General features: G+C 67.7%; 14 protein-coding genes and 1 tRNA gene. 9 read left to right on the plus strand and 6 right to left on the minus strand.

The annotated features are described in order from the left end of the window. The first annotated feature begins 141 nt into the window (after positions 1 to 141). Genes EBL84_RS11125 through EBL84_RS11140 form a run of 4 tightly spaced genes read left to right on the plus strand, consistent with a single transcriptional unit; the run spans position 142 to position 7226 of the window. The gene (locus EBL84_RS11125) at positions 142 to 2139 is read left to right on the plus strand and encodes a TonB-dependent siderophore receptor (RefSeq protein WP_223807000.1); all 1998 of its coding nucleotides are present in this window, start codon (positions 142 to 144) and stop codon (positions 2137 to 2139) included. Between the two features lie 28 nt (positions 2140 to 2167). Continuing rightward, positions 2168 to 2680 (plus strand): YfiR family protein, encoded by a 513-nt coding sequence (locus EBL84_RS11130; RefSeq protein WP_123140881.1) that lies wholly within the window; start codon positions 2168 to 2170, stop codon positions 2678 to 2680. 1 nt (position 2681) lies between these two features. Beyond that, positions 2682 to 5057, plus strand: a complete 2376-nt coding sequence (locus EBL84_RS11135; RefSeq protein WP_123140882.1) for an ATP-binding protein — start codon at positions 2682 to 2684, stop codon at positions 5055 to 5057. A 12-nt stretch (positions 5058 to 5069) separates the two neighbouring features. Beyond that, a complete protein-coding gene (locus EBL84_RS11140) occupies positions 5070 to 7226 on the plus strand; it encodes a bifunctional diguanylate cyclase/phosphodiesterase (protein ID WP_123140883.1) in 2157 nt (718 codons plus the stop codon). Positions 7227 to 7238: 12 nt separating this feature from the next. On the opposite strand, the gene EBL84_RS11145 is transcribed toward EBL84_RS11140, so the two are convergent. After that, positions 7239 to 7315: transfer RNA gene (locus EBL84_RS11145), tRNA-Arg, on the minus strand. Positions 7316 to 7631: 316 nt separating this feature from the next. Further along, positions 7632 to 9635, minus strand: coding sequence for a UvrD-helicase domain-containing protein (locus EBL84_RS11150; protein ID WP_123140884.1), 2004 nt, complete (start codon positions 9633 to 9635; stop codon positions 7632 to 7634). A 349-nt stretch (positions 9636 to 9984) separates the two neighbouring features. On the opposite strand from EBL84_RS11150, the gene EBL84_RS11155 reads away from it, so the two are divergent. From EBL84_RS11155 to EBL84_RS11170, 4 genes are all read left to right on the plus strand, one after another. Beyond that, positions 9985 to 11343 carry a hemolysin family protein gene (locus tag EBL84_RS11155; protein ID WP_123140885.1) on the plus strand — a complete coding sequence of 453 codons (1359 nt, stop codon included), beginning with the start codon at positions 9985 to 9987 and terminating at the stop codon, positions 11341 to 11343. A 302-nt stretch (positions 11344 to 11645) separates the two neighbouring features. Further along, entirely contained in the window at positions 11646 to 11987 is a 342-nt protein-coding gene (locus tag EBL84_RS11160) for a DUF2782 domain-containing protein (protein ID WP_123140886.1), read from the plus strand. 178 nt (positions 11988 to 12165) lie between these two features. Further along, positions 12166 to 12738, plus strand: a complete 573-nt coding sequence (locus EBL84_RS11165; protein ID WP_123140887.1) for a TRAP transporter small permease subunit — start codon at positions 12166 to 12168, stop codon at positions 12736 to 12738. Further along, a complete protein-coding gene (locus EBL84_RS11170) occupies positions 12731 to 14113 on the plus strand; it encodes a TRAP transporter large permease subunit (RefSeq protein ID WP_190287941.1) in 1383 nt (460 codons plus the stop codon). The genes EBL84_RS11165 and EBL84_RS11170 overlap by 8 nt, the downstream gene beginning before the upstream one ends. Before the next feature lie 83 nt (positions 14114 to 14196). On the opposite strand, the gene EBL84_RS11175 is transcribed toward EBL84_RS11170, so the two are convergent. Continuing rightward, entirely contained in the window at positions 14197 to 14553 is a 357-nt protein-coding gene (locus EBL84_RS11175) for a PilZ domain-containing protein (protein ID WP_123140889.1), read from the minus strand. A gap of 464 nt (positions 14554 to 15017) precedes the next feature. Next, the gene (polA, locus tag EBL84_RS11180) at positions 15018 to 17732 is read right to left on the minus strand and encodes a DNA polymerase I (RefSeq protein ID WP_123140890.1); all 2715 of its coding nucleotides are present in this window, start codon (positions 17730 to 17732) and stop codon (positions 15018 to 15020) included. 786 nt (positions 17733 to 18518) lie between these two features. Here polA and EBL84_RS11185 point away from each other — a divergent pair. Next, positions 18519 to 18719, plus strand: a complete 201-nt coding sequence (locus EBL84_RS11185; RefSeq protein WP_062276366.1) for a DUF2892 domain-containing protein — start codon at positions 18519 to 18521, stop codon at positions 18717 to 18719. Positions 18720 to 18916: 197 nt separating this feature from the next. On the opposite strand, the gene EBL84_RS11190 is transcribed toward EBL84_RS11185, so the two are convergent. Together EBL84_RS11190 and EBL84_RS11195 are read right to left on the minus strand one after the other, a co-directional pair. Beyond that, positions 18917 to 19222: a hypothetical protein gene (locus EBL84_RS11190; RefSeq protein WP_062276368.1), complete on the minus strand. Its 306-nt coding sequence runs from the start codon at positions 19220 to 19222 to the stop codon at positions 18917 to 18919. A gap of 126 nt (positions 19223 to 19348) precedes the next feature. After that, complete coding sequence (locus EBL84_RS11195) at positions 19349 to 20617, minus strand: MFS transporter (protein WP_123140891.1); 1269 nt, start codon at positions 20615 to 20617, stop codon at positions 19349 to 19351. Between the last annotated feature and the right edge of the window lie 80 nt (positions 20618 to 20697).

Here is a 20697-nt window from a genome sequence, read left to right on the forward strand (position 1 = left end):
TACCCGATGCGACGCCCGGACGTTTATAGTGCTGCTCGATGTCGACCTCTTGGCAGAGGGGGCGATGATGGCGGGGTCGTCAGAACACGGTGGAGGCAGTCTATGGCGATGCGGATGGTGGCAGGATGGATGCTGCCCCTAGTGACATCCTTGCTGGTGATGCCGGTGCACGGCGAGGACCTGACCGCACTCAGCCTGGAAGAGCTGCTCGATGTCGAGGTGACCTCGGTCGGCAAGAAGTCGCAGGCGCTCGCCGATGCCGCCGCCGCGGTGTTCGTGATCGGTGCCGAGGACATCCGGCGCAGCGGCGCGACGGCGCTGCCCGAGCTGTTGCGGATGGTCCCGGGGCTGCAGGTCAGCCGACTCGACGCCAACAAATGGGCGGTCTCTGCGCGCGGCTTCAACGGTCGCTTCGCCAACAAGCTGCTGGTGTTGATCGACGGTCGCACCCTCTACACGCCGAGCTTCTCCGGTGTCTACTGGGAGCAGCAGAATCCGCTGCTCGAGGATATCGAGCGCATCGAGGTGATCCGCGGTCCGGGCGCGACCCTGTGGGGGGCCAATGCGGTCAACGGCGTGATCAATATCATCACCCGTTCGGCCGAGAATACCTTGGGCGGGCTGGCGAGCCTCGGCGCCGGCTCCGAGCAGCGGGCGATGGCGGCGCTGCGTTATGGCGCCGAGGTCGCGCCCGATACCTTCGCCCGGCTCTATGCCAAGTATCAGGACCATGACGCGCTGATCACCCTCGATGGTGACGGTGGTCGTGACGACTGGGACAGTGGTCAGGGCGGCTTTCGGGTCGATTCGCGGTTCGCCGACGGCAATCGTCTCACCGTTCAGGGCGATCTCTATCGCAGCAACCTGCGCCAGCAGCTCAACGTCCCCGCCCCCGAGGTGCTGCCGGAGCGCTATGTCGCGGTCGACGATCGCCTGCAGGCCAGCGGCGCGAACTTCCTGGCACGCTGGGAGCGGGCGCTGTCGGTCAGCTCGCAGGTGTCGCTGCAGCTCTACTACGACCATGTCGAGCGCGACGAGTACTATGTCTCGCAGCGCCACGACATCCTCGATGTCGAGTTCCAGCACCGGGTGATGCTGGGCGCGCGTCATGACCTGGTCTGGGGGCTCGGTTATCGGCATGTCGCCGACGACTTCAGTGGCGGCGTGCTGGTCGATCTCGACCCGGACGCCGAATCACGCGAACTCTGGAACGGTTTCCTCCAGGACGAGATCGATCTGGTGCCGGGGCGCTTGCACCTGACCCTGGGAAGCAAGTTCGAGCACAACGACTACACCGGGTTCGAGCTGCAACCCAACATCCGGCTGCTGTGGCACGCCACGGATCGCTCCTCGGTGTGGGGTTCGGTCTCGCGTGCGGTGCGCACGCCGTCGCGCGCCGAGCGCAGCGCCGAGGTCTGGGCCCGGGTGATCGAGTCCGGGTTGCCGGGATCCTGGCCGCAGTCGCTGGTGTTCGCCACCGCCGGCGACGACGACTTCGTCTCCGAGTCGCTGATCGCCTATGAACTGGGTTGGCGGCTGGCCCCATCGTCGCGGTTGAACCTGGACCTCACGCTGTTCTACAACGACTACGACGACCTGCGCTCCTCGGGCGACGCCGTGTTGCAGACCGGTGCCGATGGCGATGCGCTCTACTTCAGCCTGCCCTTCGACAACCAGGCCAGCGGGTCTGGTTATGGCGTCGAGCTCGCCGCCGAGTGGCAGTTGCGCGAGTGGTGGCGGCTGGCGCTGGCCTATGGCTATCTCGAGGTCGAACTCGAGGTGCCGGAGACCAGTCTCGATCGCAGCAACGAGACCCTGGCGCGTGCCGATCCGCGCCAGCAGTTCTCGCTGCGCTCGTTGATGAACCCGCGCGAGGATGTCGACCTCGATCTGTGGCTGCGCTATGTCGATTCGAGTTACCCGCCGTTCGACATCGGTCGGTTCAGCGACAGCCGCATCCCCGCCTACTGGGAGCTGGATGTCCGCTTGGCCTGGCGCCCGCGCGCGGGCTTGGAGCTTGCCCTGGTGGGACAGAATCTGCTGAGTCCCGCGCATCCGGAAGGCTACCCGGAGGCCTTCGCAGCCTTGCCGCTGGAGGTCCAGCGCGGCGTCTATGCCTCGGTTCGTCTCGAGTTCTGAGCGCTCCTCTCGGCGCGCGGTTCGGCGCATGCGGCGTCGTTGCGGGGCACTGATGGTCTCGATGCTGCTCTATGGCTCTGCGGTGTGCGCCGGCGTCGAGGAAGGCGAGTTGATGGCCGCCTATCTCTACAACTTCTCCAAGTTCATCCATTGGCCACCCCGCGCCGAGTCCCTGCATCTGTGCGTCTATGGACGCAGTGAGTCGGCTCAGGCGCTGGAGGCGCTGAACGGGAAGCAGGTCCAGGGACGGTCGATGACGGTGGTGCGCCGCTCGCGTGGCGAGTCGCTCGAGAGTTGCCACATCGTCTATGTCGCCGACTCCGAGCGTCCCTTTCTTGCCGCAGTGCTGAGATCGCTTGCCGGACGGCCGGTGCTCACGGTGAGCGAGATCCCCGAGTTCGTCGCCGCCGGCGGCATGGTGCGCTTCGTGCGCGTCGAGCGCAGGCTGCGCTTCGAGATCAATGCCGCCAGTGCGCGGGCCGCAGGACTCGGGATCAGTTCACAGCTGCTGAAACTGGCCGTCGACGTGGTGAGGGACTGAGATGAGACAGTGGCTGGAACGGCTCTCGATCCGCTACAAGCTGATGCTGCTGATGCTGGTGGTGGCGCTTGCGGTGTTGCTGCTCTCCGGGGCGAGTCACGGACTCAACCAGCGCCAGGTGCTGCAGCGCAGCGCCATCGACGAGCTCAATGCCCTGGGCGACATGCTCGCCTACAACGTCGCCGCGGCACTGACCTTCGATGATCCCGAGGCCGCGGCCCGGACCCTGGCCGCGCTCGCCGATCGCCCGCAGCTGCTCGGGGCCTATGTCTACGACCTCGACGGCGGGCTGTTCGCGCGCTACCCGCCGAGTGCCGAGCCCTTGCCGCCGGACGAGTACGGCCCCGGCGGCAAGGGACACCCGGGGATCGGCATCGAGCCCGATCATCTGCACGTGGTGCGCGCCATCGTCATCGACGACGAGGTCATCGGCCATGTCCATCTGCTCGACACCCCCGCGCGGGTACGTGCGGCGCTCAACCGCTCGCTGGCGATCAGCGCGCTCACCCTGATCGCGGCGGTGGTCGCCGCGCTGCTGCTGGCGCACTGGCTGCAACGACTGGTCTCGGCGCCGATCCTCTCGCTGACCCGGGCGATGGAGCGGGTCTCGAGCGCGCGTGACTACGGCGTGCGGGTGAGCGAGTCGCGTGGCGACGAACTCGGTTCGCTGGTCCACGGCTTCAACGACATGCTCGACCAGATCCAGCAGCGCGATCTCAGGCTCGAGAGCTATCGGGAGGATCTCGAGCGTCAGGTGCATGCGCGTACCCGAGAACTCGAGCATACCGTGGCCGCGCTGGCCGAAGCGCGCGATCGTGCCGAGGCGGCGAGCCGGGCCAAGAGCGACTTCCTCGCCACCATGAGCCACGAGATCCGGACCCCGATGAACGCCGTGCTCGGCATGGCCGAGCTGCTGCGCAAGAGCGGTTTGAATGCCCGTCAGATCCGCTTCGCCGAGACCATCCAGCGCTCGGGCGAGGCGTTGCTCGAGATCATCAACGACATCCTCGATTTCTCCAAGATCGAGGCCGGGCGGCTGAGCCTGGAGCGTTACGACTTCGAGCTGCGGGCACTGATCGAGGGCACGGTGCAGCTGTTCGCCGAGTCGGCGAGCATCCAGGGGCTGCGGCTCGAGACCGAGCTGCCCGAGGACCTGCCGGTGCGGGTCAACGGTGATGGTGCGCGGTTGCGTCAGATCCTGATGAACCTGATCGGCAATGCGGTCAAGTTCACCGCCGCCGGCGAGGTCCGGGTACGCGCGCTGACCCGGCAGCGGGCACATGGTGGACTGATCCTGGTGGTGACCGTCAGCGACACCGGTCCCGGCATCGATCCGACGCAGCAGGAGGACATCTTCGAGGCCTTCGCCCAGGGTGACGGCTCGATCACCCGCGACTACGGCGGCACCGGGCTGGGGCTGGCGATCTGTCGCCAGCTGGCGCGGATGATGGAGGGCGATATCCGGGTCGACAGCGCTCCGGGGCGGGGCGCCGCCTTTACCCTCGAGGCGCGGTTCGACGAGGCCTGCGGTCGAGTCCCTCCCGGTATACTGGAGACCGGCCGGGTCGAGCACGAGCCCGAGCCCGACCCGAACTCGACCCTGCGCGGCCGGGTTCTGCTCGTCGAGGACAATCCGGTCAACCAGGAGATGGCGACGCTGATGCTCGAGGACCTCGGGCTCGAGGTCATCATCGCCGATAACGGAGAAGAGGCGGTCAAGGCGTTTGCCCACGATGCGTTCGACCTGGTGCTGATGGACTGCCACATGCCGGTGATGGATGGGTTCAGCGCCACCGCAGCGATCCGTCGACTCGAAGGCGAGCAGCGGCCTGCTTCATCGGTCCCGATCATTGCGCTCACCGCCAACGTGCAGAAGGGGATCGAGCAGCGTTGCGACGAGGCCGGCATGAACGGTTATCTGAGCAAGCCCTTCTCCCAACGCCAACTTGCCGCGCGCATTGCTCCCTGGGTCGTCGCCAGGTCGCCGGAGGCGGGAGGCGGGGGTGGGGGTGGAGGTGGGGCGCCGCCACTGCTCGATCCGGCGGTACTCGACTCGATCCGGGCATTGCGTCGTGACGGTCGGCCCGATCCGCTCACCAAGGTGATCGGCCTGTATCTCGACAGCGCCCCGAAATTGATGTCGGAGCTGCGCCAGGGGCTGGAGAGTGACGCCGCCGAGCTGGTCCAGCTTGCCGCGCATACCCTCAAGTCGAGTAGCGCCAACCTCGGCGCTCACGGCTTCGCCGCGACCTGTCGCGTCCTCGAACGGCTCGCCCGCGCTGGCGCATTGGATGAGGCAGGCGGTACCCTCGCCGCAGCCGAGGCCCAGTTCCGAGAACTCGTCGCCGCGCTCGAGCGGCTGCAGCGCGACTCCTGAGGATATCTTCCGATGCGTCCACATCTCGCCGTCTCTCCGATCCGCGTGCTGCTCGTCGACGATGACGTCACCTCGCGCTATCTGCTCGCCGAGGCCCTGGAACAGTGCGGCATGGAGGTTGTGGAGGTCGATGGTGGCGCGCAGGCGCTCGCCTGGGTGGCCGCCGAGGGGCTGCCCGAGATCGTGTTGCTCGATGTGATGATGCCGGGGCTCGACGGCTTCGAGACCTGTACGCGGCTGCGTGCGCTTCCCGGGGGGGACTATCTGCCCATCCTGATGATGACCGGTCTCGACGACGAGGGCTCGATCGAGCAGGCCTATCGAGCCGGGGCGACCGATTTTGCGGTCAAGCCGATCATCGCTTCGGTGATGGTGCACCGCATTCGCTACATGGTGCGTGCCGGTGAGGCCACCGAGGCGCTGTTGCTCAGCGAGCGGCGTCTCGCCGCCGCGCAACGGATGGCGCGGATCGGTGACTGGGAGTGGCTCCCCGGTGAGGGACGGATACGCTGGTCGGCACAGGCGCTCGAGATCCTCGATTGCACGCTCGCGAGGGATGTCTGTGGCCTCGAGGCCCTGGTCGAGCGGGTGCCGCTCGATGAGCGCGATGCGGTGATCGACTGGTTTGCGCATCTCGAACGGTGCGATCGCGATGCCGAGCTGCACCACCGGGTGCTGACCAGCGGGGGCGAGGTGCGCCATCTGCGTCAGTTCGTCGAGCCCTCGCATTCCGTGGCGCCTGGCGGCGTTTGCTGCTATGGCGCGGTCCAGGACATCACCGCGCTGCAGGAGGCTCAGGCCAGCATCCATCGGCTCGCCTTCTTCGACACCCTCACCGGACTGCCCAACCGGGTGCTGTTCCAGCAGCGTCTCGAGCAGGTGCTGACGGTGATGCACCGACGCCGCCATGCCTGTGCGCTGGTGTTCCTCGATCTCGACAACTTCAAGCAGATCAACGATACCCTGGGGCACCATCTCGGCGACCTGCTGCTCAAGACCGTCGCCGAGCGCCTGTCTGCGAGCCTGAGCGTCAGCTGGTCGAAGACCTGCGAGGCCGATCCCGATGCGCAGCAGTGTCTGGCGCGCCTCGGTGGCGACGAGTTCGCGCTGCTGTTGCCCGATGTCGGTGGGGTGCGTGGTGCGATCCGGGTGGTGCGTCAGCTGCAGCGCGATCTGAGCGAGCCGCTCGAACTCGACGACACCACCGTGGTGGTGACCCCGAGCATCGGCATCACCCTGTTCCCGCAGGATGCGCAGAACGCGACCGACCTGCTGCGCAACGGCGACCTGGCGATGTATCAGGCCAAGCGCTCCGGCAAGAACACCTATCGGCTGTTCGACGTCAGCATGAACGATGACATGCGCCAGCGGATGCGGATCGAGAACGCCTTGCATCAGGCGCTCGCCAAGGACGAGTTCGCCCTGCACTACCAACCGCAGGTGGATCTGCACCGTGGTGAGGTCAGTGGGGTCGAGGCATTGTTGCGTTGGACGCATCCGGAGCTGGGCGCGGTCTCGCCACAGTTCTTCATCCCGGTGGCCGAGGAGAGCGGACTGATCCTGCAGATCGGTGACTGGGTGCTGCGCCAGGCCTGTCTACAGCTGGCGCGCTGGCGTGCCCAGGGGGTGTTCATCCCGCGGGTGGCGGTCAATGTCTCGGCCAACCAGTTCGCGCGTCCCGGCTTTTCCGAGCGTGTCGCCCAGGTGCTGCGCGAGAGTGGACTCGATCCGACCTCGCTGGAGCTTGAGTTGACCGAGACGGTGCTGATGAATCAGCCCCGGGAGACGGTGACCACCCTGCGCGCGCTCAAGACCATCGGGGTGCAGTTGGCCGTCGACGACTTCGGTACCGGCTATTCGAGCCTGAGCTATCTGCGCCGCTTCCCGATCGGCCGGCTGAAGATCGACAAGTCCTTCCTGGTCGATATCGAGCGTGACCGTGACAATGCCGCCATTGCTCAGGCGGTGATGGCGATGGCCGAGACCATGGGGCTGAAGGTGACTGCGGAAGGGGTGGAGCGTCACTCGCAGCTCGAATTGCTGCGCGCGCATCATTGCGACGAGGTGCAGGGGTTCCTGTTCAGTCGTCCGGTTGCGCCGGCGACGATCCCCGAGATCTGCCAGGCGATCCGCATCATGGCCGCAACGGCAAGCGAGGAGCTGGAGTAGGGGAGAGGGAGTTGGCGCGCCCGGCAGGATTCGAACCTGCGACCCCAGCCTTCGGAGGGCTGTACTCTATCCAACTGAGCTACGAGCGCGTGGGAGACACGATAGACGCAGAGGCTCTATCGAGAGAGCGATTATGACGAATCTGCCCGCGTTCGTCAAAGGGCGCCGCCGGCGACCAGTCACCAGCTATCAGCCGCCAGCCGCCAGCGGGCGCGATCACCCGACGGCGGTGTGGACCCGCGCCGTCTGTGGCCTCACGCCGACATCACACATCATTCACTTTGCGTGCTTCGCGGCTTTGCGGTTCACGACCAGCCACCGCCCGTCGCCCACGCAACCCTGACGGTCCCATACCACCGCCCGCTGCCCGCACCCACTGACGGCTGACGGCTGGTCGCTGGCGCGCTAGGACCCGAGCATCTCCTTGAGCATGTCGAGATGGCTGCGGCCGCGCGCCTTGCTGCGTTCGGGGTCGGCCTTGGGGCCGCCCTCCCAGATCAGGTCGTCCTCGGGCAGTTCGGCGAGGAAGCGGCTGGGTTCGCTGCGCACCCACTCGCCGTAGCGCCGGCGGCGGCGCGCCAGGGTGAAGGTGAGGCCGCGCTGGGCGCGGGTGATGCCGACATAGGCCAGACGGCGCTCCTCCTCGATGGTGTCCTCCTCGATGCTGGTGCGGTGCGGCAGCAGCTCCTCCTCCATGCCGACCAGGAAGACGTGAGGGAACTCCAGCCCCTTGGCCGCGTGCAGGGTCATCAGTGAGACCCGGTCGCCGCCTTCCTCCTCGTCCTGGCGTTCGAGCACGTCGAGCAGGGCGAGGTGGGCGACCAGGTCGCCCAGTCCGCGTCTGCGCTCGGTGTCGCGGTGCAGGGTACCGAGCCATTTCAGCAGGTCCTCGACGTTCTCGTAGCGGCGCTCGGCGACCTGCTGGCTGGAGGCGTTCTCGCGCAACCAGGTGGGATAGTCGATACGCTCGACCAGGGTGCGCAGCGCCGTCGGCGGGTCGCCGGCGGCGGCGCGCGCCTGCTCGCGGATCAGCGCGGTGAAGGCGCCGAGCCGGTCGCGCTGGCGCGGGTTGAGGTGTTCGGCCAGGGCCGGGTCGGCGCAAGCGGCGAACAGGCTGGTGCCCTCGGCGCGGGCGTGGGCGGCGAGGCGCTCCAGGGTGCTCGGGCCGATCTCGCGGCGCGGGGTGTTGACCACGCGCAGCAGCGCGGCGTCGTCCTCGGGGTTGGCGAGCAGGCGCAGATAGGCCATCACGTCCTTGACCTCGGTGCGGGCGAAGAAGGAGGTGCCGCCGCTGAGGAAGTAGGGGATGTCGTGGACCCTGAGCGCCTGCTCGAACAGCCGCGCCTGATGATTGCCGCGATAGAGGATGGCGATGTCGCCGAAGGCGACGCGCTCGGCGTGGTGGAGATGGAGGATCTCGGCGGTGACCCGCTCGGCCTCGTCGCGCTCGTCGCGACAGCGCAGTACGCGCGCCGGCTCGCCGGGACCGAGTTCGCTCCACAGCCGCTTCTCGAACACATGCGGATTGTTGGCGATGAGGGTGTTGGCGAGCCCGAGGATACGGGCGCTGGAGCGGTAGTTCTGCTCGAGCATGATGATCTCGAGCCGCGGGTAGTCCTCGCGCAGCCGCGCCAGGTTCTCCGGGCGGGCGCCGCGCCAGGCATAGATCGACTGGTCGTCGTCGCCGACCACGGTGAAGGCGCCCTCGGGGCCGGCGAGCAGCCGCACCAGCTCGTACTGGGCGCCGTTGGTGTCCTGGTACTCGTCGACCAGCAGATAGCGGATGCGCGCGCGCCAGGCCTCGCGCACCGGCTGGCACTCGGTGAGCAGCCGCGCCGGGGCGAGGATCAGGTCGTCGAAGTCGACCGCGTTGTAGGCGCGCAGGCTGCGCTCGTAGTCGGCGTAGAGTCCGGCGAGCTCCGCCTCGAAGGCGTCCTCGGCGCGGCTCAGTGCCTCGGCCGGGCCGATGGTGTCGTTCTTCCACCGCGAGATGCGCTGCTGCAGCGCGCCCGGGGCGATGCTGTCGGGCGCGCGCGATTGGCGCAGGTGCTCCTTGAGCACCGATTCGACGTCCTGGGCGTCGAGCAGCGAGAAGCCGGGGCGCAGCCCGGCCGGCTCGGGATCGCGACGCAGGATCTCGAGTCCGAGGGTGTGGAAGGTCGAGATCGCCAGGCCGCGGGTGTCGGTGCCCTGGAGCTGCTGGCCGATGCGCGCGCGCATCTCGCGCGCGGCCTTGTTGGTGAAGGTGACGGCGCGGATGTGGCGCGGCTTGAGGCCGCCGTGGTCGATCAGATGGGCGATCTTGCGGGTGATCACCCGGGTCTTGCCGGAGCCGGCGCCGGCGAGCACCAGCAGGGGGCCGTCGGTATAGCGCACGGCCTGACGCTGTCGGGGGTTGAGTCCGCTCATGGGGTGGGGCGTGCCGGGTTGGTCAACGCATCATTATGCCCCAGGGCCCCGGCGCGATGGGGCGCGGGTGACAAGCGAAGGGGCTTGGGCGATGATTGGGCGCGTCATCACCGCGTCAGGAGCCGAGCGGGGCGAGTCCTCGTGCCATGATCATCGTCCGCCGTATCCGGCGCCCGCCGATGCGTCACCATCCGAGCGCCGCGCTCGCCACCGGGTGCCGGCGTCGGCGCCGCGCCCGGCGGCTCGTTGCGCGTCCCGGCCTGACCTCCCCGATCCGTCCGTGTCATGCATCCAGGTCGACCGCGATCGGCGCGGACCGGATGCCCTCATCCCGTCTGCCCGAGGCCTCATGGAACTGTTACTGCTGACCGCCCTGATCCTGCTCAACGGCGTCTTCGCCATGTCCGAGATCGCGCTGGTGACGGCGCGGCGCGCGCGCCTCGCGCGCCTCGCCGGGGATGGCGACCGCGCCGCCCAGGTCGCCATCGAGATCGGTGAGGATCCGACCCGTTTCCTCTCGACCATTCAGATCGGCATCACCTCGATCGGTATCCTCAACGGCATCGTCGGCGAGGCGGCGCTGGCCGAGCCGCTCGCCGTCTGGCTGCAGACGCTCGGGGTCGAGCAGGCGAGCAGCGAGGTCGGCGCCACCGTGCTGGTGGTGATGGTGATCACCTATGTCTCGATCGTGATCGGCGAGCTGGTGCCCAAGCGCATCGGTCAGCTCGACCCCGAGGGCATCGCGCGACTGGTGGCGCGACCGATGAACCTGTTGGCCAGCGCCTCGCGTCCGTTCGTGTTCATGCTCTCGCGCTCGACCGCGCTGACCCTGCGTCTGCTCGGCCAGCGCGAGTTGGTCTCGCCGACGGTGACCGAGGACGAGATCCAGGCGCTGCTCGAGGAGGGCTCGCAGGCGGGCATCATCGAGAAGGTCGAGCACGAGATGGTGCGCAACGTCTTCCGCCTCGACGATCGGCCGATCAGCTCGCTGATGACCCCGCGCTCGGAGCTGGTGTGGCTCGATCTGGAGCGCCCGCTCGATGAGAACCTGGCGCGCGTGGCACAGGCCGGGCACTCGCGTTTCCCGGTCTGTCGTGGCGGCTTCGGTGACGTGCTCGGGGTGATCGGCGCCAGACAGCTGTTCGTCCAGCAGCTTGCAGGAGGCGCGATCGACCTCACCCGCGACCTGCAGGAGCCGCTCTACGTCCCCGAGTCGCTCAATGCCATGGAGCTGCTCGGTCAGTTCCGCGACTGCGGTACTCATCTCGCCTTCGTGGTCGACGAATACGGCGAGGTGCAGGGCATGGTGACCCTGCATGATCTGCTCGAATCGGTCGCCGGTGAGTTCCACGCACTCGGTGACGAGGACGATGCCTGGGCGGTGGAGCGCGAGGACGGCTCCTGGCTGCTCGATGGTCTGATCCCGGTGGTCGAGCTCAAGGATCGTCTGGGGTTGCGCACCGTGCCCGAGGAGGAGCGCGGGCGCTATCACACCCTCTCGGGGATGATGATGTGGCTGCTCGGTCGCCTGCCGGCGACCGGTGACGTCGCCCACTGGGAGGACTGGCGCCTGGAGGTCGTCGACCTCGACGGCAAGCGCATCGACAAGGTGCTGGCCAGCGCCTGCCCGGCCGCGTCCGAGACCTCGCCCGATGAGGCCGCTCCGGTGAACGGGGAGACGGGCGGCGATGACACGAAGACGGATTGAGCCAACAGTGGGAAGCGACCAGCGACCAGCGGTCAGTCGCCAGCTGGCAGCTGCCAGCTGCCAGCGACCAGCTGCCAGCGACCAGTCGTCAGTCGTCAGTCGTCAGTCGTCAGCGACCAGCGGTCAGCCGCCAGCCACCGGCGGCCAGCTGGCAGTGACCAGCGGGGCGGGTCTCTGCCGCGACCGTTGAGTGGGCCACCCACTGGAGGCTGACGGCTGCTGGTTAGCCGCCGATCGCGCACGCGGTGGGCGTTTCGTAATACCATTGGGGCTTCGTATACGCCGAGGAGAAGGGTGACGACGTGAAGAGGTTGCTCGCGATCATCGTCCTGGCCGTGATGGCCGGGACGCTCCATGCCCAGGAGCCGGATGCGTCCGGTGGTGGTTTCCTGGAGGTGCCGACCGTCGTCCCCTCGCCGGTCACCGGCGAGGCCGTCGAACCCGACATCACCATCCGCGAGGACGGCGATGCCGTGGTCTACGAGTACCGGGTGCGCGGCGCCCTGTACATGGTCAAGGTCCAGCCCCAGGTGGGACCGCCCTACTATCTGTTCGATACCGATGGTGACGGGGTGATGGACGCGCAGGACAGCTCGCCCGACAACCTCGCCGTCCCCCAGTGGGTACTGTTCCGCTGGGATTGAGCGGCTGAGCCCCGGCCCCTGGATGTGGCCGGGGCTCCGTGCTGACCGGACGCCTCGCTTCGTCTTCGTCTCATTCCCGCCCCTGGTGTCGTCCTGACCCCGGGGGGTTCGATCGTCCTGTAACGCATGGACGCGAGCGCGCGACGGGCTCGTGTCTCCGAAACCGAAAAACCGACAGATGAACAATCACTCTGCAACCCGTGCGGCGCGTCTGCTCGCCCTCGCCGATCGGGTCGAGCGCACGATCCGGCGCATCGGCGAACTGGTCGCCTGGCTGGCGCTGGCGATGGTGCTGGTCACCTTCACCGTGGTGGTGCTGCGCTATGTCTTCGATCTCGGCTGGATCGCGCTCCAGGAGTCGGTGACCTATCTCCACGGGCTGATGTTCATGCTCGCCATCGCCTACACCTTCGGCGCCAACGGTCATGTGCGGGTCGATATCCTCTACCAGCGCTGGTCGCGCCGCACCCGCGCCTGGATCGACCTCGGCGGCACCCTGCTGCTGTTGCTGCCGGTGTGCGGCTTCATCCTCTGGCTCGGCTGGGACTACGTGGCCGAGTCGTGGCGGGTGCGCGAGGCCTCGCGCGAGGCCGGCGGACTGCCCGGGGTCTATCTGCTCAAGACACTGATCCTGGTGATGCCGGCGTTGCTGCTGGCCCAGGGGTTGAGCTATGCGCTGCGCAACGCGCTCTATCTCGCCGGTGTCGACTCGGCACTGCCCGCCAGCGAGGGGGAGAGCGCCCGTGTCTGAGCTGATGCCGTTGTTTCTGTTCATCGGGGTGGTGGCGGTGCTGCTGCTCGGCTATCCGGTGGCGCTGTCGCTCGGCGGCACCGCGCTCGCCTTCGCGCTCGCCGGCGAGGCGCTCGGCTGGTTCGACCCGAGCTTCCTCGAAGCGCTGCCCAACCGGCTCTACGGGGTGATCACCAACGAGACCCTGATCGCGGTGCCGCTGTTCGTGTTCATGGGGGTGATGCTCGAGCGCTCGCGCATCGCCGAGCACCTGCTCGACACCATGGCGATGCTGTTCGGCTCGGTGCGCGGCGGTCTGGGGATCTCGGTGACCCTGGTCGGCATGCTGCTGGCGGCGAGCACCGGCATCGTCGGGGCGACCGTGGTCACCATGGGGCTGTTGTCGCTGCCGGTGATGCTCCGACGCAACTACGACCCGGCGGTGGCCGCCGGCACCATCTGCGCCTCCGGCACCCTGGGGCAGATCATCCCGCCCTCGATCGTGCTGGTGCTGCTCGGCGACGTGCTCTCCTCGGCCTATCAGCAGGCGCAGCTGGAGATGGGGGTGTGGTCGCCCGACACCGTCTCGGTGGGCGATCTGTTCGTCGGCGCACTGGTGCCGGGGTTGTTGCTGGTCGGGCTCTATCTGCTCTACCAGATCGGTCTGGCGGTCGTCCGTCCGCAGGCGGTACCGGCGATCCCCGCCGAGGAGCGGCCCGCCGGTCGTGGCGAGCTGGCGCGTCGCGTGGTCTCGGTGCTGCTGCCGCCGTTATTGCTGGTGGTGGCGGTGCTTGGCTCGATCCTCGGTGGTCTGGCGACGCCGACCGAGGCGGCCTCGGTCGGCGCCGTCGGTGCCATGGTGCTCGCCGCCGCGCGCCGTCAGCTGTCGCTGACGATCCTGCGCGAGGTGGTGCGCCAGACCGCGACGGTCACCAGCATGGTGTTTCTGATCTTCATCGGCGCGGCGATCTTCTCGCTGGTGTTCCGCGGCTTCCACGGCGACGACCTGATCACCGAGTTCCTCACCGGGCTGCCCGGCGGCGTGGTCGGCGCGGTGGCGGTGGTGATGCTGGTGATGTTCCTGCTCGGCTTCATCCTCGACTTCATCGAGATCACCTTCGTGGTGGTGCCGATCGTCGGTCCGGTGCTGCTGGCGATGGGACTCGATCCGGTGTGGCTGGGGGTGATGATCGCGCTCAACCTGCAGACCTCCTTCCTCACCCCGCCGTTCGGCTTCTCGCTGTTCTATCTGCGCGGCGTGGCGCCGCCCGGCGTGGGCACGGCGCAGATCTATCGCGGGGTGCTGCCCTACATCCTGATCCAGCTGGCGATGCTGGCGATGCTGGCGTTGTGGCCGGCGCTGGCGACCTGGCTGCCGGGGCTGATCTACGGCTGAGGCCGATCCCGGGCACCCTGACCATTCAGCCCCGCGAGGGCTGAACAGGGTGGGGTCGGAGCAGGGAGGGGTGGTGAAGAGGCTCAGTAACTGCTGACGTGCAGTCGAGCGGTGGCGGCGGACGCCTGGGCGGGGAACTTGGCGGCGGGGCGACGCGGCAGATCCTGGTAGAGGGCGTTGTGTTCGTCGCGGAACATCACCCCGACCCCGCCGCCATGGTGATGGACCACGATCGCCGGTATCAGCCAGTGACGACCGAGCGCCTGGAACTCCAGCTCGATCAGGGTGCCGGTGGGCAGGGTGACGTTGCGGACATCCAGGAACATGCCCTGGCTGGACAGGTTGCGCGCGGTGGCGCTGCAGAAGCGGCGCTTGCGGTAGAGGATCTGGACCTGCAGATCGATCGGCAGGCGCGCGCAGTAGCGGCGTTCGACGGACATCGCTGAGCGACTCCATAGGGTTGATGGTCAGGCCATCTTAGTCAGCGATCTTGACGGTGCCGTGACCGGCGAGCTCGATCGCCGGTTTCAGCTCTCAGCTGCCAGTCGCCAGCTGCCAGTCGCCAGCTTCCAGCTTTCAGCTTTCAGCTTTCAGCCTCCAGTCGGGCGGGCCGGCGCACATGACCGGCGGTTGACGGACAAAGATGCTCTTTCGTGTTCGCGGCTCACAATCTCCTGGCCGCTGGCCGCTGGCCGCTGGCCGCTGGCCGCTGGCTGCTGGCTGCTGGCTGCTGGCTGCGCCCCAAAAAAAACCCCCGACGGCCCAGGGGGAGAGGGCTGCGGGGGAGTCGCTTCCCCGGCGAGGGCTGCCGGGCACTGGGCCGCTCCCAGGGGGGAGAAGCGGCCTGTATCGCACACGTCGGTTGTGACCGACTATTTTAGTCGGAGTTCCCCGAGGGTGCGTCTCAGTGCGCGGCCTGCCAGTTCTCGCCCACGCCGATGTCGACCACCAGGGGCACGTGCAGCTCCGCGGCCTGCTCCATGGCGACGCGGATCCGTGCCCCGACCGCCTCGACCGCGTCGGCGGCGACCTCGAACACCAGCTCGTCGTGGACCTGCATGATCATCCGTGCCGGCGGTCGCTCGCGCTCGATCCAGTCGTCGAGGGTGATCATCGCGCGCTTGATGATATCGGCGGCGCTGCCCTGCATCGGTGCGTTGATGGCGGTGCGCTCGGCCGCGGCGCGGCGGTTCTGATTGCGGCTGGCGATCTCGGGGAGGTGCAGGCGGCGACCGAACAGGGTCTCGACATGACCGTCCTCGTGCGCCTGGGCGCGGATGCGCTCCATGAAGGCATGCACCCCGGGGTAGCGCTCGAAGTAGCGATCGACATAGTCCTGGGCGGCGGCGCGGCCGATGCCGAGCTGACGCGCCAGACCGAAGGCCGACATGCCGTAGATCAGCCCGAAGTTGACCGCCTTGGCCGAGCGGCGCTGCTCGGCGTCGACCGCCTCGGGGGTGATGCCGAGGATCTCGGCGGCGGTGGCGCGATGGATGTCCTGACCGCTGGCGAAGGCGGCGAGCAGACGCTCGTCGCCGGAGAGATGGGCCATGATGCGCAGCTCGATCTGCGAGTAGTCGGCGGCGATCAGCAGGTTGCCCGGCTCGGCGACGAAGGCGCGACGGATGCGCCGTCCCTCCTCGGTGCGGATCGGGATGTTCTGCAGGTTGGGGTCGCTCGAGGACAGTCGGCCGGTGGCCGCGACCGCCTGATGGTAGGAGGTGTGCAGCCGCCCGCTGTCGGGGTCGACCAATTGCGGCAGCTTGTCGGTGTAGGTCGAGCGCAGCTTGGCCAGACCACGGTGTTCGAGGATCAGCCGCGGCAGCTCGTGGCCCTCGGCGGCGAGCTGTTCGAGCACCGACTCCGAGGTCGAAGGGGCGCCCTTGGGGGTCTTGGCCACCACCGGCAGCCCCTGCTCGTCGAACAGGATGGCGCCGATCTGCTTCGGCGAGCCCATGTTGAAGGGCCGCCCGGCGACCTCGTGGGCCTGGGTCTCGAGCGCCTGGATGCGCGCAGCGAGGTCCTGGCTGTGCGCGGCGAGCTGCTCGCAGTCGATGCGCACGCCGTGGCGCTCCATGCGCGAGAGGATCGGCACCAGCGGGATCTCCAGGTCGCGATAGAGGGCCGCCAGTCCAGCCTCGCTCTCCAGCCGGGGCCACAGGTGTCGGTGCAGGCGCAGCGTCACCTCGGCGTCCTCGGCGGCATAGGGGCCGGCCTGTTCGAGTGGGATCTGGTCGAAGGTGAGCTGCTTGACGCCCTTGCCGGCGATGTCCTCGAAGGCGATGGTGTCACAGTCGAGATAGCGCTTGGCCAGCGAGTCCATGTCGTGTCGCCCGGCGGTGCTGTCGAGCACATAGCTCTCGAGCATGGTGTCGTGGGCGATGCCGCGCAGGGTGATGCCGTGACGCGCCAGCACGCTCATGTCGTACTTGAGGTTCTGTCCGACCTTGGCGCGTTCGGGGTCCTCGAGCAGGGGCTTGAGTTCGCCGAGCACCCAGTCGCGGTCGAGCTGCTCCGGGGTGCCGGGGCAGGTGTGGGCGAGCGGGACATAGGCCGCGGCGCCGGGCTCGGTGGCGAAGGAGACGCCGACGATCTCGGCGCGCATGTAATCGAGCGCGGTGGTCTCGGTGTCGAAGGCGAACAGCGGCGCGGCGCGCAGCCGCTCGACCCAGTCGAGGAACCCGTCGCGATCGAGCACCACCTGGTAGTCCGCCGCCACGCCCTGTGGGGCCTCCGGCGCGGTCGGCGCCGGGGCCGTCGGGTCGAGGCGGTCGAGATCGGCGAGCAGCTTGCGCGACTCGATGCGCTCGAACCACTCGCGCAGCCGCTCGCGATCGGGCGTCCCCGGCACCAGTTCGGTGGGACCGAGCGGCAGCGCGACGTCGCACTTGATGGTGGTGAGCTGGCGTGACAGCGGCAGCTGGTCGAGCGCGGCGCGCAGGTTGTCGCCGACCTTGCCCTTGATGGCGGCGGCGTTTGCGATCACCCCGTCGAGGTCGCCGTGGGCGGCGAGCCACTTGACCGCGGTCTTGGGTCCGCACTTGGGCACCCCGGGCACGTTGTCGACGCTGTCGCCCATCAGGCTCAGGTAGTCGACGATGCGCGCCGGCGGCACGCCGTACTTCTCCTCTACCCCGGCGGCGTCGAGCAGGGCGTCGGTCATGGTGTTGATCAGGTGCACTTGGTCGTCGACGAGCTGCGCCATGTCCTTGTCGCCGGTCGAGATCAGGGTGCGGATGCCGGACTCGGCGGCCTGGGTGGCAAGGGTGCCGATGACGTCGTCGGCCTCCACCCCGGGCACGCACAGCAGCGGCAACCCCATGGTCTCGATGATGGTGTGCAGCGGTGCGATCTGTTCGCGCAGATCCTCGGGCATCGGCGGGCGATGGGCCTTGTAGTCGGCATAGAGGTCGTTGCGGAAGGTCTTGCCGCTGGCGTCGAACACCACCGCGAGATAGTCCGGTCGGTAGGTCTCGATGAGCTTGCGCAGCATGTTGAGCACGCCGATCAGCGCCCCGGTCGGTTCCCCCCGCGAGTTGGTCAGCTTCGGCATGGCGTGATAGGCGCGGAACAGATAGCTCGAACCGTCGACCAGGATCAGGGGGTAGGGTGCTGCCATGGATGGGATCTCTCGCGAGTCAGGGTGGATCGGGGCGAAGACGGTAGCATAGCTCGCGCTTCGGACCGCCGGGAGATTGAACCGCCAAGACACGAAGAGCGCGAAGATGAGGAAAGGCTTCCAGCCGCCAGCCTCCAGTGAGGGGGCAGGGTTGTCTCGTCGCGTCGCGGTTAACCGCATACCGACACTGGAGGCTGTTTGCTGAAGGCTGGTCGCTTTCTTCGTGTCCTTTGGGTCTTTGCGGTTCAATCCCCTGGCGGCCGCCCTCAGTCTCGTAGGTTGGGTTAACCGTCCGTCCACCATGCCATCGACGAATCTGCGGCGTTCGTCGACGGTTAACCCAACATCGGGGCTGGTGGCTATCAGCTGATCGCTGGAAGCGAATTCGAACCGCCAAGATACTGTCTTGCCCGTCAATCGCCGATCATGCACACCAGCCTCCCCGACTGGAGGCTGGAAGCTGCTTCGAACCAGCCAAGGCATCAAGGATGCGAAGGGTGGTCGAGCGATTGGTTAGCCGCCAGGGCGCATCACTGGCCGCTGGCGGCTGATCGCTGGTCGCTGGTCGCTGGTCGCTATCGGTCCGATCGCTCGGATCGATGGGTATACCTAGTAGGTGTGGGTCTATAATGGCCGCGCAGTCAATGCTATGGTGGTGCAGGGATGACCACCAGGGTCGCAGACCTCGGGTCTGTGGCCCATGTCGCGGGGGAAAGCGAGCCGGAATCCTGGTCATGCGCTGCCCCGCATTCGGCTCGTCCAAGCTTGCAATACAGGAGTTGACTCATGAATTTGCCCAAGAACGTTGGCAAGACCGATCGTAATTTCCGCCTCGCCGCCGGCGGCGTGCTGGTGCTCGGCGGTATCGCCAGCGGCAGCTGGATTCCCAGTGCCATCGGTCTGGTGGTGCTCGCGACCGGTTTCCTCGGCACCTGCCTGGCCTACGTGCCCTTCCACATCAACACCTGCAAGGAAGGCGAGGAGTAAGGCGCTCTCGCCCCGGGCCCGGATTCGCCCTGTCGCGTCCGGACTCGGCGGACGGGCGGATGCCCGTCCGGAAGACCCGGCCTGCTGGCCGGACCCGGGCGTCGCTCCAAGGAGCGACGCCCGGAGTCGCCGATTACGGCGTCATCGATGTGCGACGGCGATGTACTCGGCTGACCCTTGGGGCTCAAGCCCCACCTTCATTTGTCGTCGAAGTGCGCACGGATGCGCGAGAGCGTGTCGCGGGCGCCGCGCTTGAGTTCGTCCCACTTCTCCTCCGCGTCCTCGCGGATCTCCTCCCAGCGCTCGTCGGCCTCCTCGCGAATCTGTTCGCGCTTCTCGTGTCCGGCCTCCCACTTCTCGCGCAGTTCGTCGATCTGCTGCTGCACGCGCTCGCGCGCCTCCCCCGAGCTCTGCGCGGCCTTTTCCTGCAGCTGTTCGAGGTCGTCCTTCCACTCGTCGAGTTGCTGTTTGAGGCGGCTGAGATAGTCGTCTTTGGTCGGCATCTGCTTCCCTCCTGTCGCTGTCTGCAAACCCGGTCGCGGGTTCATTCCCGCGCCGTCCCAGTCCGACATTGGGTCGGCTGGGGCGGCAGTGCAAGGCATCGAGCATATCCTTCGGGGCGCGCGGGGTCAGCGTCCGCTGGTCTCGGCAGGCAGGGCCGGCTCGCGACAGGCGCCGGCGAGCCGCTGCCACCAGGGACAGGCATGCTCATGGCCGTGCTCGCGGGCATGCAGCCAGAGCGCGAGCCCCAGGGTGATGATCAGGATCAGCACCGCGCCCAGCACCACCCCGGGCCAGTCCGCCCAGTGCCAGTAGGGACCGAGATAGAAGCCGCCGAGGCTCGCCCCGGTGTAGTAGAACACCAGATACAGCGAGGAGGCGCTGGCGCGTGCCCGGGTGGCCTTGTGGCTGACCCAGCTTGCGGCCTGGGAGTGAGCGAAGAAGAAGCCGACGGCGTTGACCAGCAGGCCGCCGATGATCGCCGCCAGGTGCGGCACCAGGGTCAGCAGGGTGCCGCCGAGCAGCAGCAGGGTGCCGGCGGCCATCGCCAGCGGTTGCGAGCGCCCGCGCGCCAATCGGCCGGAGAAGCTGGCGGCGACGGTGCCGGAGAGATAGGTGAGGAACAGCATCCCCAGCCACATCGGCGAGAGGTGATAGGGCGGGGCGCTCAACAGGAAGGTGACATAGCTGTAGAGGTTGATGAACACCATGAAGTTGAGCCCGCCGATGAGATAGGCGCCGAGGATGCTCGGGTTACGCAGGTGCAGCGCGAGGTCGGCGACCATGGCGCGCGGCCGCGGCGGCTTGGGCTGGAAGCGGCGCGAGGGCGGCAGCAGGATGATGAAGGCGATCAGCACCGCGAGGCTGAGCAGCCCGGCGCTGAGGAAGCTCGCCTGCCAGCCCCATTCGGCGGCGCTCGCGCCGCTGAGCAGGCGTCCGGCGATACCGCCGATCGAGTTGCCACCGATATAGATGCCGACGGCCAACAACAGCGCCTCGTGGTCGAACTCGTCACCGAGATAGGCCAGCGCCAGCGCCGGCACGCCGCCGAGGAAGAAGCCCTGCAGTGCGCGCAGGGCGAGCAGGGTGCCGAAGTCCGGGGCGAAGGCGAGCGCGAGCGCGCAGGCGGTGGCCAGCGCCAGGGTGGTGAACATGATCGCGCGCCGACCGATGGCGTCGGAGAGCGGCCCGAAGAGCAGCAGCGACAAGCCCAGGGTGAAGGTCGTGACCGAAAGGGTCAGGCTCGCCTGCAACTCCGAGATGCCGAGATCACCACGCAGCAGCGGTAGCAGCGGTTGCGGGGCATAGAGGTTGGCGAAGATGGCGATCGAGCCGAGACAGAGTGCCAGGGTCGCGCGCCAGAAGGCCGGGGTGCGTGCGGTGATCGGTGGGCTCATTGGAATCCTGGATGGGTGAGGCATGGGTTCATTGTATGAACGCCATGCTCTATAAATAAAATAAATTTAAGATATTTTTT

Origin of the sequence: Marichromatium sp. AB31 (assembly GCF_003718685.1) — a bacterium.
Taxonomy (GTDB): domain Bacteria; phylum Pseudomonadota; class Gammaproteobacteria; order Chromatiales; family Chromatiaceae; genus Marichromatium; species Marichromatium gracile.